The sequence below is a fragment of the Accumulibacter sp. genome, from assembly GCF_036625275.1.
GTDB lineage: Bacteria > Pseudomonadota > Gammaproteobacteria > Burkholderiales > Rhodocyclaceae > Accumulibacter.
This window is the reverse complement of sequence record NZ_JAZKUD010000007.1, coordinates 1-13,198: the sequence shown is the minus strand read 5'-3', so window position 1 is coordinate 13,198 and position 13,198 is coordinate 1. Positions and strand designations below refer to the sequence as shown.

12 protein-coding genes and 1 pseudogene are annotated in these 13,198 nt (G+C 63.8%); 6 read left to right on the top strand and 7 right to left on the bottom strand.

The features are described from left to right. Window positions 1-28: 28 nt before the first annotated feature. The 4 genes from V5B39_RS05020 to efp all read right to left on the bottom strand — a co-directional run bounded on the left by V5B39_RS05020 (window position 29) and on the right by efp (window position 3,257). Window positions 29-1,231, bottom strand: a complete 1,203-nt coding sequence (locus V5B39_RS05020) for an iron-containing alcohol dehydrogenase (RefSeq protein ID WP_332341830.1) — start codon at window positions 1,229-1,231, stop codon at window positions 29-31. Then, window positions 1,228-1,521 carry an antibiotic biosynthesis monooxygenase gene (locus V5B39_RS05015; RefSeq protein ID WP_332341829.1) on the bottom strand — a complete coding sequence of 98 codons (294 nt, stop codon included), beginning with the start codon at window positions 1,519-1,521 and terminating at the stop codon, window positions 1,228-1,230. Before V5B39_RS05015 ends, V5B39_RS05020 begins: the two co-directional genes overlap by 4 nt. Window positions 1,522-1,695: 174 nt before the next feature. Beyond that, window positions 1,696-2,646 (bottom strand): EF-P lysine aminoacylase EpmA, encoded by a 951-nt coding sequence (epmA, locus tag V5B39_RS05010; protein ID WP_332341828.1) that lies wholly within the window; start codon window positions 2,644-2,646, stop codon window positions 1,696-1,698. 41 nt (window positions 2,647-2,687) lie between these two features. Continuing rightward, the gene (gene efp, locus V5B39_RS05005) at window positions 2,688-3,257 is read right to left on the bottom strand and encodes an elongation factor P (RefSeq protein ID WP_332341827.1); all 570 of its coding nucleotides are present in this window, start codon (window positions 3,255-3,257) and stop codon (window positions 2,688-2,690) included. 341 nt (window positions 3,258-3,598) lie between these two features. On the opposite strand from efp, the gene epmB reads away from it, so the two are divergent. The 3 genes from epmB to V5B39_RS04990 all read left to right on the top strand — a co-directional run bounded on the left by epmB (window position 3,599) and on the right by V5B39_RS04990 (window position 6,793). Continuing rightward, window positions 3,599-4,672 (top strand): EF-P beta-lysylation protein EpmB, encoded by a 1,074-nt coding sequence (epmB, locus tag V5B39_RS05000; protein ID WP_332341826.1) that lies wholly within the window; start codon window positions 3,599-3,601, stop codon window positions 4,670-4,672. 44 nt (window positions 4,673-4,716) lie between these two features. Further along, complete coding sequence (locus V5B39_RS04995; RefSeq protein ID WP_332341825.1) at window positions 4,717-5,562, top strand: DNA ligase; 846 nt, start codon at window positions 4,717-4,719, stop codon at window positions 5,560-5,562. A 238-nt stretch (window positions 5,563-5,800) separates the two neighbouring features. After that, window positions 5,801-6,793: an Rpn family recombination-promoting nuclease/putative transposase gene (locus V5B39_RS04990; protein WP_332341824.1), complete on the top strand. Its 993-nt coding sequence runs from the start codon at window positions 5,801-5,803 to the stop codon at window positions 6,791-6,793. Between the two features lie 63 nt (window positions 6,794-6,856). Here V5B39_RS04990 and V5B39_RS04985 read toward each other — a convergent pair whose 3' ends face one another. Further along, window positions 6,857-8,095: a NupC/NupG family nucleoside CNT transporter gene (locus tag V5B39_RS04985; RefSeq protein WP_434735653.1), complete on the bottom strand. Its 1,239-nt coding sequence runs from the start codon at window positions 8,093-8,095 to the stop codon at window positions 6,857-6,859. Between the two features lie 49 nt (window positions 8,096-8,144). Beyond that, entirely contained in the window at window positions 8,145-8,522 is a 378-nt protein-coding gene (locus V5B39_RS04980; RefSeq protein WP_332341822.1) for a hypothetical protein, read from the bottom strand. A gap of 140 nt (window positions 8,523-8,662) precedes the next feature. Here V5B39_RS04980 and parE point away from each other — a divergent pair, with 140 nt between their 5' ends. Further along, on the top strand, window positions 8,663-10,612 hold the full coding sequence (gene parE, locus V5B39_RS04975; RefSeq protein ID WP_332341821.1) for a DNA topoisomerase IV subunit B: 1,950 nt from the start codon (window positions 8,663-8,665) through the stop codon (window positions 10,610-10,612). Window positions 10,613-10,628: 16 nt separating this feature from the next. Here the strand turns inward: parE and V5B39_RS04970 are convergent. Further along, window positions 10,629-11,619 (bottom strand): annotated as a pseudogene (locus V5B39_RS04970) (IS110 family transposase). A gap of 573 nt (window positions 11,620-12,192) precedes the next feature. Between V5B39_RS04970 and V5B39_RS04965 the strand changes: the two are divergent. After that, window positions 12,193-12,573 carry a hypothetical protein gene (locus V5B39_RS04965; RefSeq protein WP_332341819.1) on the top strand — a complete coding sequence of 127 codons (381 nt, stop codon included), beginning with the start codon at window positions 12,193-12,195 and terminating at the stop codon, window positions 12,571-12,573. Between the two features lie 150 nt (window positions 12,574-12,723). Further along, window positions 12,724-13,089, top strand: coding sequence for a hypothetical protein (locus V5B39_RS04960; protein WP_332341818.1), 366 nt, complete (start codon window positions 12,724-12,726; stop codon window positions 13,087-13,089). Window positions 13,090-13,198: the final 109 nt, after the last annotated feature.

Below are 13,198 nucleotides of genomic sequence, written 5' to 3'. Positions count from 1 at the left end.
GGGCCCGGAGCCGCCCGCCTGGCCCTGCTCAGAGCCGCGTGGCGAGAATCTCCGTCAGCTCGGCGTCGCTGAGCTCGACCGGATTGGTCTTCATGCTGGCGCCGCGGCTGGCGGCGACGATGCGTGGCAGATCGGCCTGGCCGATGCCGTAAGCCGACAGGCGGGGCAGTGCCAGTTCCAGTTCCCAGCGGCGCAGCGTGTCGACCAGAAAGCGGCGTGCGTCGGGTCCGTTGAGACCCTTCTGCCTGGCGAAGCGACGGCCGACCTCGGCATACTTCGGCAGCGCCGGGTGGTCCGGTTCACGGGCCTCCAGGGCGGCAATGTTGCGGGCGGTCGCGCTGGCCACCAGCGTGCCGCAGACGACGCCGTGCGGAATCGGGAAGAAGGCACCGAGCGGCGAGGCCAGGCCATGTACCGAACCCAGCCCGGTCTGTGCCAGGCAGATGCCCGAGAGCAGCGAGGCATAGGCCATCTGCGCACGCGCCGTGGCCGACTGCTGCCGATGCAGCGCCGGCAGTGCCGTGTGCGCAGCCATGATCCCCGAACGGGCCAGCGCATCGGTCAGCGGGTTGGCGCGTGTCGATACAAAGGATTCGAGGAGCTGCGTGAAGGCGTCGAGGCCGTCGGCAGCGATCAGTTCCGGCGGGCAGGTGGCCAGTAGATCCGGATCGACGATTGCCCATTCGGCGACCAGCCGGTCGTCGCGGAAGGACTTCTTGAAATGGCCGGGCACGCTCAACACGGCATTTTTCGTGGCTTCCGAGCCGGTGCCGGCGGTGGTTGGAACGGCAATCAAGGGAATCGCCGGTCCCCGGTAGGGCAGTTCCGGGCCGACTCCTTCGAGGTGCTCCATCACCGAGTTGCCGGGCCGCAGCAGTCCGGCGATCGCTTTCGCCGCATCGAGCGCGCTGCCGCCGCCGATACCGACAACGCAGTCGAAGGGTCTTCCCCGCCAGGCGGCGACGGTCGCATCGATCCATTCCGGCGATGGCTCACCCGATACCCGTACCTGTTCCCACGACAGTCCGCGTTGCGCAAGTTGCGCGAACAGCCTGTTGCCCGCCCCGGATTCGGCCAGGAAGCGCAGGCCGGTGACGAGCAGAAGATTGCGGCCGTAGCCGGCGGCGATGTCCGGCAAGCGGGCCAGGGCGCCGCTGCCGAATTCGATGCGTGGCAGGCGGGCGATCGAGAAGCCGGGGAATACCGGGAGAGCCGGTAACGCGTCGCTCATGCGGGAAATAGCCCATTCATCGGCTCACCCCGCCGTGGTTCGGCCATCATCTCGGCGACCGCCGTCCGCCAGGCGAGATAATGCGCCGTCTCCTTGTGTGCGGCTGCGTCGGCGGCCGAAGCATAGGCCTCGTAGAGGATGAAGCGCGCCGGATCGTCGGGCGCCTGCAGGACATCGAAGCGCCGGTTGCCCGCTTCGCCGACCGAGGCTTCGTGGTTGGCGCGCGTGGCAGCAATGAAGGCATCGACCGACTCCGGCCGGACGCGCACATGGACGAGTGTGACCTGCATGCTTGGTAGCCTCCCGAATATGAACCAAGATATTGTACCTTGGGGCGTCGAGTGCGTCAGCGGGATGGCTGGCTGGCAGTGATTCAAAGGGATGCGCCCGTATCGTCGCTTGGTCTGTGCAGCGGCGCTGCCCTGCTGGCCATACGGCAGCGCAGTATCCGGACCTGAGCCTTGTTATCTGTTCTCAGGGGGCGAAAAGGCGATCACCTCCCGCAGCGAATCGCTGCCGACGGCGAGCATGAACAGGCGGTCGAGTCCGAGCGCGACGCCGCTGCAATCGGGAAGGCCGGATTTCAGCGCCGCCAGGAGTGGCTCGTCGATGGCGATGGCCGGCAGGCCCCGCGCCGCGCGTTCGCGCAGGTCGGCGGCAAAACGTGCGCGCTGTTCGTCGGCGTCGAGCAGCTCGTGATAGCCGTTGGCCAGTTCGACGCCGCGGTGATACAGCTCGAAACGCGATGCCACGACCTGGCCTTCGGCGTCCAGGTGCAGGCGGGCAAGGGCGGCCTGCGAGGGCGGATAGTCAACGACAAAACTCAGCGTGTCGATGCCGAGGGTCGGTTCGATGACCTGGCCCATCAACAATTCCAGCCAGGTGTCGCGGTCGGCCTCGTCGAAGGCCAGGTCGATATACCGTCTTGCCGCGGCACGCAGTTCGTCGATGCTGCAGCGCAGTGGGTCGAGGCCGAGCCGGGTGCGGAACAGGTCGCGATAGCGGTGGCGCACGCAGCGTGTTTCACCGAGCGCGAGGCAGGCTAGGGCAGCGACATCGTCGATGAGCTGATCCAGGGTGAAACCGACGCGATACCATTCGAGCATCGTGAACTCGGGGTGGTGCCGGCGCCCCATTTCATCGGCGCGGAACACGCGGGCGATCTGGTAGATCGAACCGCTGCCCGCGGCCAGCAGGCGCTTCATCGCGTATTCGGGCGAGGTCTGCAGATAACCGTGGCCAGGCACCTGCATGCTGTGTAGGTGCGGATCGGTCACGGTGGTTGGGCAGAGTTGCGGTGTTTCCACTTCGAGGACCTGCGCTGCCGCAAAGTAGGCACGAATCCGCGCCAGAATCTGGGCGCGACGGCGCAGGTTTTCGAGGGGTGCGCCGGGTCGCCAGTCCTCCGTTGACATCGGCGTCCGTGGGGGTTGGCGTTCGCGACAGAATGACGCCTTTACCCTTTCACGCGCGACACATATTCACCCGAGCGCGTATCGCATCGGATGATTTCGCCCTGGTTGACGAACAGCGGCACCTTGACCGTTGCGCCGGTGGACAGGCGCGCCGGTTTGTTGCCGCCGGTGGCGGTGTCGCCACGGACGCCGGGCTCGGTTTCGACGACTTCCAGTTCGACGAAGTTGAGCGGGGTCACGGCCAGCGGGGTGCCGTTGTACAGCGTCACGGTGCACAGGTCCTGTTCCTTGAGCCAGAGGGCAGCGTCACCGACGGTGCTGTTGCTGGCCTGATGCTGCTCGAAGTTTTCCGGTTCCATGAAATGATGAAAATCGCCGTCGTTGTAGAGATATTGCATTTCACAGTCAAAGACGTCGGCGCTTTCCAGGGAATCGCCGGACTTGAAAGTCTTTTCCGAAACGCGGTTGGTTTTCAGGTTGCGCAGTTTGACGCGGTTGAAGGCCTGACCCTTGCCGGGTTTGACGAATTCGTTTTCGAGGATCATGCAGGGGTCACCGTCCAGCATGACCTTCAAACCCGATTTGAATTCGTTGGTAGAATAGCTCGCCATTGCATCCCTCGTGAGATCGTCGATAAAAATGAAGGGCGCCATGATAGCGCGAAGCCCTGAAAAATGGCAGGGCGAGGATGCGCAGGGGTGCGAATGAAAGTGTTGGTCGAAGTCCTTGGTTCGATGGAGAGGTGTTGACATCGGTGATCGCCTTCCCCCTTGCGGGAACGAAGGCGGGGTTCCGCGGAGCACTGCTCCGCGCCGCCGCAGCCGGCCCGCGATGCAGCGCGGGTCGTGGAAGGGGTTGGGGAGAGGGGGCCATGGTTGCACACGAATCCGTCGAATCCTTGCGAAATCTATCGCCAGAGCCGTCAGTCGGCCCTGTTGGCTTCTGCGAGGGCATGGTCCCCTCTCCCCCGACCCCTCCCTCGCGAGGGGGGAGGGGAGCCTGTCGGGACCTCCCGACACTTTCATTCACACCCGATGAGCAGACCGAGTCCTGGCAACGGGCGCTGCAGACGGTCATCCGCGATGGCGACGAGTTGTTGAAGCTGCTCGACCTTTCGCCACAGGCGCTGGCCATCGACCGTCGTCAGTCCTTCTCCCTGCGGGTGCCGCGCGCTTTCGTCGCACGCATGCAGCCGGCGACGCCTGACGATCCACTGCTCAGGCAGGTGCTACCGCTGATCGCCGAAAGCACGCCGCAACCCGGCTTTGGCTGCGACCCACTGGCAGAGGCCGAAGCCAACAAGGTGCCGGGGCTGATTCACAAGTTCCACGGACGCGTGCTGTTGATCGTGACCGGCCATTGCGGCATCCATTGCCGCTATTGTTTCCGCCGCCACTTCCCCTACGCGGCAAGACAGGCGTCGCGCGCGGACTGGTCGCAGGCCTTCGACTACATCCGCCGCGATCAGTCGATCAGCGAAGTGATCCTGTCGGGTGGCGATCCGCTGGCGGTGGCGGATCGCCATTTGCAGTGGATGTTCGGCCAGATCGAGGCGATCCCGCAGGTCCGCCGTCTGCGCATTCACAGCCGCCTGCCGGTGGTGATCCCACAGCGCATCACCCCCGCGCTGCTCAGCCTGTTGACCGATACCCGTCTTCAGGTGAGCCTGGTGCTGCATGTCAATCATGCGCAGGAACTTGATGATTCGGTGGCCGCCGCACTCAAACCCTTGCGCCATGCCGGGATTGCGCTGCTCAACCAGACCGTGCTGCTGGCGGGAATCAATGACGATGTGGAGGTGCTTGCAGATCTGTCGGAGCGCCTGTTCGCCATCGGCGTGCTGCCGTATTACCTGCATCTGCTCGATCACGTGCAAGGCGCCGCGCACTTCGAAGTCGCCGAGCAAAGCGTGCGTGGCCTGCACGAAGCCTTACGCGCGCGTTTGCCGGGCTATCTGGTGCCACGCTTCGTGCGCGAGGTCGCGCACGCGGCGTCGAAGATTCCGCTGGGTGCGGTCGCGCCTTGAGGCCGCGATGTTTCGTCGGGACGTTTCTTCAGGAGGATCAAGCCATGCGTGCTCATCCGATCGTTCAGTCATTGGTGTGGGCTGCGCTGTTTGGCACCGCACTGCCTTTACCGGCAGCAGAGAGTCTGCCGTTGTTGCTGGCTGAAACCGAGCAAGGTCAGGCCGATGTCGCGCTCTACCTGGTCAGCGAGAAGCTCGACGGTGTGCGCGCTTTCTGGGATGGGCAGACGCTCCGCACGCGCAAGGGTCAGACGATCCAGGTTCCGTCCTGGTTTGTCGCTCGATTCCCGGCGCAGCCGCTCGACGGCGAGTTGTGGATGGGTCGCGGCGAGTTCGAGCGGCTCTCTGGCATCGTCCGTCGGCAAACGCCGGATGACTCGCAGTGGCAGCAGGTGCGTTATCTGGTTTTCGAATTGCCGCAGTCGCCCGGCACTTTTCGCCAACGGGTGCTGGCCCTGCGCGAGCTGACTGCCAAACTGGCGCTGCCCTGGCTGCAGGCAGTGGAACAATGGGAGTTCGGCTCTCGCGAGGCGCTTGACAAGAAGCTCGAACAGATTGTCCGGGCCGGTGGCGAGGGACTGATGCTGCACCGTGCGGATGCCGCGTACGTCACCGGGCGCAGCGATGTCCTGCTCAAGCTGAAAGCGTGGCACGATGCCGAGGCGACGGTGATCGGCCATCAGCCCGGCCGCGGCAAGTATGCCGGGATGCTGGGCGCCCTGCGTGTACGGACTGCTGACGGGATCGAGTTCATGCTCGGTACGGGTTTCAGCGACGCAGACCGTCGCCAGCCGCCACCGGTAGGCACCTTGATTACCTTCCGCTATCGCGAACTGACTGGCCGCGGGCTGCCCAGATTCGCCAGTTACCATCGTCCGCGCGATCTATAGGCTGCTCGTGCAAAAGTGTGACCGCGTGCGCAAGACCTGCAGCAAGGCGTGAAGGCAAATCAACATCGCCACCATGCTGCCGCAGGAGAGGGTCGCCGGGGGCCTGAGATCCGACGTGGCCTGGAAAATCAGTGTCAACCAGGCCAGCAGTGTTTCCTCAAACCCCACGGGGATTTGTTCTCGATGAGCCGTCAACTGTGTGACGGAGTTCTTGGTCATTCGCAGGTAGAATGGCCCGATGGCCAACGATCACGACACCGGTTATAAACTCCTGTTTTCCCACCCGGAGATGGTGCGCGACCTGCTCATCGGGTTCGTCGAGGATGACTGGCTGCACAGCCTTGACTACACCACCCTGGAAAAGGTGCCGGGCAGCTACGTCACCGAAGACTTCCGCCACCGCGCGGACGATATGGTCTGGCGGGTCAGGGTCGGGGGCGACTGGGTCTATCTCTATCTCCTGATGGAATTCCAGAGCCGGGTCGACCGATACATGGCGCTGCGCATGATGGTCTATCAGGGGCTGCTCTACCAGGACCTGATCCAGCGAGGGGAGGTGCTGGCCGACGGTCGATTGCCGCCGATTCTCCCGATCGTGCTCTATAACGGCCGTCAGCGCTGGACTTCCCCGACCGATATCTTCGAACTGATCCCGCCGGTGCCGGGCCTGGTCGAGCAACATAAACCCCGGCTCAAGTACCTCCTGATCGACGAGAACGCCTACAGCGACCGCGAACTGGCCTCGGCCAGGAACCTGGTGGCTGCGGTCTTCCGGATCGAACACCCGACGACTCCGGAAAGCATCGGCACCTTGTTGGGCCTGTTGAACGACTGGCTGGCCGACCGGCCGGACCTGCGGCGCATGTTTGCCCTGTGGATACGGGCCACGTTGATGCACCAGGCCGAATATCGTATTGTGCTGCCTCAGGTCGATGATTTACAGGAGCTGAACGTCATGTTGGCTGAACGGATGGAAGAATGGGCTGCCGGCTTTCGGGCGGAGGGCAAACAAGAAGGGATGCAGCAGGGGATGCAGCAGGGGATGCAGCAGGGGATGCAGCAGGGTGAAGCTCGTGCCTTGATGATGATGCTCACCCAGCGTTTCGGGGGGATTCCGGCTGAGGTGAGCAGGGAGATTGCCTGCGCCACAGCAGCCCAGATCGAAGTCTGGCTGGGTTGTGTGCTGACTGCCCGCAGCCTGGAAGACCTGTTCGGCCCGACGCAGCACTGAGCCTGCCGACGCCCCCAAGTACGACCAAACTGGATCGTGCAGTACGAGGTGGCCCCCATCTCGTTACAGCAGCATCGCCACCATGCTGCCGCAGGAGAGGGTCGCCAGGGTCCCCGAGACCAGCGTCAGCGGGCCGAGCTGTACGAGTTCGGCGCGACGTTGCGGGGCGATCGCGCACATGCCGCCGAGGAGAATGCCGAGACTGCCGAGATTGGCGAAACCACACAGCGCGTAGGTCATGATCACCTTGCTGCGGGGCGCGAGCGTGTCCGGCGAAAGCTGGGCCAGGTCGATGTAGGCCAGCAGTTCGTTGAGCACCGTCTTGGTTCCCAGCAGCGAGCCGGCAACGGCGCATTCGCTCCAGGGGATGCCGGCCATCCAGGCCACCGGGGCCATCAGCCAACCGAGGAGACGCTGCAGCGAAAGCGGGCTGCCATCGACGTTCGGCAACAGGCCAAGCGCCTGATTGGCCAGGCTTACCAGGGCCACCAGCACGATCAGCATCGCGACGATGTTGATCAACAGGCTCACACCCTCACCGGTCCCGCGGGTTACCGCTTCCATGCTGCTGGTGTCGGTCTGCGGCAGGTCGAGATGCCGGCCGGTGGGTAGCCCCTCGGGCGGCTCCATGATCACCGCAAAAACGATGGCCGCGGGAGCGCTGATGAACGAGGCGGCCAGGATATGGCCCAGCGCATCCGGGACAACCGGACCGAGAATGCTGGCGTACAGGGCCATGACCGTCCCTGCGACCCCCGCCATGCCGCCGGTGAGAATGATGAACATCTCGCCACGACTGACGCTGGCCAGGTAGGGGCGGACCAACAGCGGCGCTTCGATCATGCCGACGAAGACATTGGCGGCAGTAGACAGGCCGATTGCCCCGCCGACTCGGAGGGTTTTTTCGAGTACCCGCGAGAAGCCCTGCACCAGTAGCGGCAGCACCCGCCAGTGATAGAGCAGTGCCGACAGCGCACTCATCACCAGCACCACCGGCAAGGCCTGAAAGGCCAGAACAAAGCTGGCTCCGGGAGTGGTTTCCGCATAGGGCAGCGACGCCCCGCCCAGGAAACCGAACACCAACTGGGTCCCTGTGCGGGTCGCCGCAGCAATGGCCAGCAAGGCGTCGTTGCCGGCCGCGAAGATCTCGCGCACGCCGGGCAGACGAAAGATCAGCAGCGCCAGCGCCAACTGCAGGCCGATGCCGCCGATGACCGTCCGCCACGGGATGGCGCTGCGCCGGGAGGAGAGAGTCCAGGCCAGACCGAGCAGCAGGAGATAGCCGACGACTGCCTGCAACAGCGGGTTCAATGCCCCGACCTCCCCGACCTCGAACCGGCGGCCAGGCGGATCACGGGTGGGAGACCGGCTTCCCGGCCTGTTCGAATTCCGGCCGGATCTGGCTTGCCCCCCGGTAGCGCGGCTGGATGTGGGCTTCCGGGGTGGGCGGTACGTCGCGCGGCTGCGCCGGCACGGGCAAGGCCGGCGGATTCGGCGCAAAGCGTTGGCCGTAGTTGCGCTCGTAGCGATCCAGGAAGCGTCGTAGCTGTTCGTAGTTGGGGCAGCCCGCGGAAGAAAGACAGCGACCGTACGAATCGTAAACGATCGACGGCGGCGGCACCGTCCATCCGAACGGCGACCCGATCAGCAGCTCGCCACGCAGCACCACGCCGGCAGCGGCAGCATCGAGCGCCAGCGAGGCGCAGCAGGCAGCGAACAGGGTACGCATGGGTCGCCAGTGTAGCACTTGCCGGTTGTCCACCCTCGATCACTTCGGTAGTACACTCCGCACTTTGCTGCATTGATCCGCCAGACTTGCTCTGGCGTTTTTGTATTTGGTCAAGGTGACCTGCCGGAGAAGTCAGCGCAATGAGTTATACCGCAGAATCGATCGCTGTCCTCAAGGGACTGGAACCGGTGCGCCATCGCCCCGGCATGTATACGCGGACCGATTGCCCCCTGCACATCCTCCAGGAAGCGATCGACAACGCCGCCGACGAGGCATTGGGCGGCTATTGCAAGCGCATCACGGTGATCCTGCACCGCGATCATTCGGTCACGGTTCAGGACGATGGGCGGGGCATCCCGGTGGAAATGCATCCGCTCGAAAAGGTGCCGACGGTTGAAGTGGTGTTTACCCGCCTGCACGCCGGTGGCAAGTTCAACAAGGATGATCAGGCTTCGGCGTACCGCTTCTCGGGCGGTCTGCACGGCGTTGGTGTCTCGGTGACCAATGCCCTGTCGACGCGGCTTGAAGTCGAAGTGGTCCGCGACGGCGCGCGCCATCAGATGGCTTTTGCCAGTGGCGAGGTCGTCGAGCCGCTGCGCCGGGTCGGTGATGCACCGAAAAAGGCCAGTGGCACGCGCGTGCGCGCCTGGCCGGACCCGACCTTCTTCGACTCGCCGATGATCCCGCTGGCGCAGCTCGAACGCCTGCTGCGCAGCAAGGCGCTGCTCCTGCCTGGCCTGCAGGTTGCGCTGAGCGTCGAGGACGGCGGGACGACCGAGTGGTGCTTTGCCCAGGGCATGCTGCAGTATCTGAGCGAGCAGATCGACGGGGAAGTGGTGGCGCCGGTGTTCAGCAGCGAGAAGTACGCGACCAGGGGTGACGAGAACTTCCCGGCCGGCTCGGGGGCTGCCTGGGCGATCTGCTGGACGGCCGAAGGCGGTCTGGCGCGCGAATCCTATGTCAACCTGATTCCGACAACGGCCGGCGGCACGCATGAGGCCGGCCTGCGGCAGGCCACCCTCGACGCCATCCGAAGCTTTGCCGAGCACCACGCGCTGCTGCCCAAGGGTGTCAAGCTCGCCGCCGAAGACGTCTTCTCGCGTGCCAGCTTCGTTCTCGCGGTACGCCTGCTCGATCCCTCGTTCCAGGGGCAGACCAAGGAACGCCTGAACTCGCGCGATGCGGTTGCACTCGTCGTACGCATGGTTCGCGACACCTTCGAGCTGTGGCTCAACGAGCATCCGGAAGCCGCGAAGAAAATCACCGAACTCGCCATCCGGGCGGCGCAGGCGCGCACGCGGGCGAGCCAGAAAGTCGAGAAGCGCAAGCAGACCGGGGTTGCGATCCTGCCTGGCAAGCTCTCGGATTGTCAGAGCGAGGATACCCGCCGCAACGAGATTTTTCTGGTCGAGGGCGACTCTGCCGGGGGTTCGGCGAAATCGGGGCGCGACAAGGAACTGCAGGCGATCCTGCCGCTGCGTGGCAAGGTGCTCAATACCTGGGAGGTCGAAGCCGGCAGCCTGTTTGCCAACCGTGAAGTGCACGATATTGCGGTGGCGCTCGGCATCGATCCGCACCCGGCGAATGCGCCCGATTCGGTGCTGCTCAACCTGCGCTACGGCAAGGTGGTGATCATGACCGACGCCGATGTCGACGGCTCGCACATCCGGGTTCTCCTGTGCACGCTCTTCTATCGCCATTTTCCGAAGCTGATCGCGAACGGTCATCTCTACTTTGCACAACCGCCGCTGTATCGCCTCGATGTTCCCGGCCAGGGCAAGACGCGCCCGCCGCGCAAGATCTATGCGCTCGACAACGACGAGCGCGAAGCGGTGATCGACCGCCTGCGACTTGAGGGCATCAAGCCGGAGGCTCTGGCGATCTCGCGTTTCAAGGGACTCGGCGAAATGAACCCCGAGCAGCTTTGGGAGACGACGATGTCGCCCGACACGCGCCGCCTGATGCGCATTCGCATGCCCGGTGCCGAGGCTGCCAGGCCGGTGATGAACCTGCTGATGGCCAAGGGCGAGTCGGCCGGCCGGCGCGCATGGATGGAAGAAAACGGCGCCCTGATCGGCGCAGAGGTCTGAGCAACGGTCTTTCGAGTCAAGCGATATAAAGAGAAGAATCGTCCCAGGATTTTCCAGTTCTGACCATGGCGTTGAGGATGGTGAGGAGCTTGCGCATGCAAGCGACGATGGCGACCTTTTTGGGTTTTCCCGCAGCGACGAAGCGCTCGTGGAACGGCTTGATGGCGGTGTTGAAGCGGATGGCCACTAGCGCCGCCATGTAGAGTCCGCGACGGACCTGTCCGCGCCCACCGAAAATGGCGTGCTGGCCGCGCATCTGGCCGGAATCGCGGTTGAACGGCGCCACGCCGATCAAGGCGGAGATTCCCCGGCGCGACAGCCGCCCCAGTGCCGGCACGTTCGAGATCCGGCTGGCGGTGGTAGCTGGGCCGATGCCACGCACGCTGGCCAACTGTTTGGCGAGGTCGGCGTGGGGGGGCTCAATAGGCCTGGCAAGATCGGCCTCGGCCTCGGCCTCGGCCTCGTCGAGCTGGGCGCAAATCGCCTGGATCATGACCTCGATGCTCTTCCTGGCGGCGGCATGACTGAACGACAGGCACTGCTGCTCGGCCACGCGCATGGCGACGAGTTGCCGGCGGCGGGCCACCAGGACCTGCAAGAGCGGCTGTTCTGGCGTCGGCAAGGCACGGATGAAACGCTCCCGTTCCGGATGCCTGGACAAGACCTGGGCGAGTTCGGCCAAAGCCTTGGCGTCGATGCGGTCGGTCTTGGCGAGATACCATGGCCTTGGCGAAATCCCGCGCCTGGCGGGGATTGACGACCGCCACGGCGAAACCGGGCGCTTGCAGGGCACAGGCCGGGTTCCGCTCCAGGCCACCGGTGGCCTTCATGACGATCAGATCGACGGCTTTCCCTGCCAGCCTGGCCAGCAGCGCATCCTGGCCGCCATCCTCGTTGGCGAAGGTTTCGATCCTACCTTCGACGCCAATGGCAGCGTCGAAGGTACATGCGATCTTGGGTCCAACAACGGTTCGGGCTCCCAAGGAACGGTCACGGCGGCGCGCCATCTGCTCAGACACGGGCTCCGTGGCCCCGAGGGGAAACAGGCTGCGCCGCCTCGCCCGAAACAACGGACACTGTGGATTTGTGGACAGCCGGCTACGCGGTTCCCACCTTTGCGCTACGCGCCATCCTGTGGGCAGGCGGTGGCTGCCCACAAGCCCCGCAACGTATCATCGACCTTGGGCTACCCACTTAAGCCGGGACAGTGATGTTGGCGTATTCAGATGAAGGGGGCGGTAGAAACGGGTTGCTGTATCCCTGTATCCTTCCGAGGATGACAAAAAAACGCCCCCACTCAAGCCATACGGGCGGCCAGCCGCGCGATTTTTGCTGGGATTGCTGCCAAGGGTAAACCAAGCCTGCGCGCATTGGGTAAGGTAGTTGGCCACACGAAAAGCAGCGTTCACCGACACCTGAAGGCACGGGTTTGCAGGAACCGGCCCGCTGAATCAGGGTTGTGGGAAACCGAAGCTGGGGCTGCCTGGCAGAGATTACTGGTATTTGCCGTGCGGTACTCGTTTGGGTTGCGACACCCTGTGGGGGCGGATGCCCTATCGGATTTTTTCAGGCTGATTCGCATGGACACTCACGTGGGCGTCTCTCCCGGAGCTTTGCGGACACAACTCCGTCAGAGGGAAGAGTGGCTGCCAGCCTTCCAGCAGAGCTGCGAAACCTCTGCCCCTTCGCCGACACAAAAAGCCATATTGGCGGCGGATGAAACTTTCTTTGGGGAGATGCTGATCCTGATCTTGATGGATTTGTCCTCCGGCTATTTGCTGCTGGAGACCCCACAGAACAACCGCAGCTTTGATACCTGGTTTGCTCAAGCGGCTCCCCGGTTAGAAGCGCGGGGTATTCCGGTGGGCCATGCGATCCGTGATCGTGCCAAGGCGTTGATCAAACTGGCGGTCGTAGGCTTTGGGTGTGCTTCGGGCGCGGATACGTTCCATGAACAATAGGGCATCAGCCGGTGGTTGTTTCCGGCTTTGGGTCGGCGCAAAACCAAGGCGAACCAGCACGGTGAGGCCGCCAAAAAGGCTTTGGAATCATTGCCCCCTGAGGCAAGCGCCGAGGACAAGGCGGGGTTGGAGACACGACGAGCCCAGGCCATGGAAACACAAGCCAAAATAGAGGTGGCGCAGAAAGACTACCAGACCAACCTGCTGGGTATTTCCGAAGAAGTGCCCCCCTTTTCATTGGAAGACCATACGTGTCGGACGGCGGACTCCGTGAGGGCGGGACTGGAAAAACGGGCCGAGGCGTTGGAGCGCATTGCGGCGCAACAGGGCATCTTGGACCCCCGTTCTGCCCTGCGGAAGTTTCGCGCCCAGATCGATGCCTTATCCAGCCACCTCAGTTTCTGGTGGCTTTGGGTAGAGAAAATCCTGCTGGGATGGTCAGTGGACCCAGCCACCCAGCAGTGGCTGACGGGCACCCTGTTGCCCGTGCTGTATTGGTGTCAGCAACGGAAGTAAATTGATACAGCGCAACGATTGAAAGTTGATACACCGAACTGAGAAGATCGGCGATTTTTTTGGGCGCCGATGATCACGAAGGAGGTGTATGTGGAAATTGAAGTATTGA

Coding starts and splice junctions, on each gene's coding strand:
- parE (WP_332341821.1), top strand. CDS start 8,663: ATGAGTTATACCGCAGAATCGATCGCTGTCCTCAAGGGACTGGAACCG.
- V5B39_RS04990 (WP_332341824.1), top strand. CDS start 5,801: ATGGCCAACGATCACGACACCGGTTATAAACTCCTGTTTTCCCACCCG.
- epmA (WP_332341828.1), bottom strand. CDS start 2,646: ATGTCAACGGAGGACTGGCGACCCGGCGCACCCCTCGAAAACCTGCGC.
- V5B39_RS05020 (WP_332341830.1), bottom strand. CDS start 1,231: ATGAGCGACGCGTTACCGGCTCTCCCGGTATTCCCCGGCTTCTCGATC.
- epmB (WP_332341826.1), top strand. CDS start 3,599: ATGGTCCCCTCTCCCCCGACCCCTCCCTCGCGAGGGGGGAGGGGAGCC.
- efp (WP_332341827.1), bottom strand. CDS start 3,257: ATGGCGAGCTATTCTACCAACGAATTCAAATCGGGTTTGAAGGTCATG.
- V5B39_RS04995 (WP_332341825.1), top strand. CDS start 4,717: ATGCGTGCTCATCCGATCGTTCAGTCATTGGTGTGGGCTGCGCTGTTT.
- V5B39_RS04965 (WP_332341819.1), top strand. CDS start 12,193: ATGGACACTCACGTGGGCGTCTCTCCCGGAGCTTTGCGGACACAACTC.
- V5B39_RS04960 (WP_332341818.1), top strand. CDS start 12,724: ATGGAAACACAAGCCAAAATAGAGGTGGCGCAGAAAGACTACCAGACC.
- V5B39_RS04980 (WP_332341822.1), bottom strand. CDS start 8,522: ATGCGTACCCTGTTCGCTGCCTGCTGCGCCTCGCTGGCGCTCGATGCT.
- V5B39_RS05015 (WP_332341829.1), bottom strand. CDS start 1,521: ATGCAGGTCACACTCGTCCATGTGCGCGTCCGGCCGGAGTCGGTCGAT.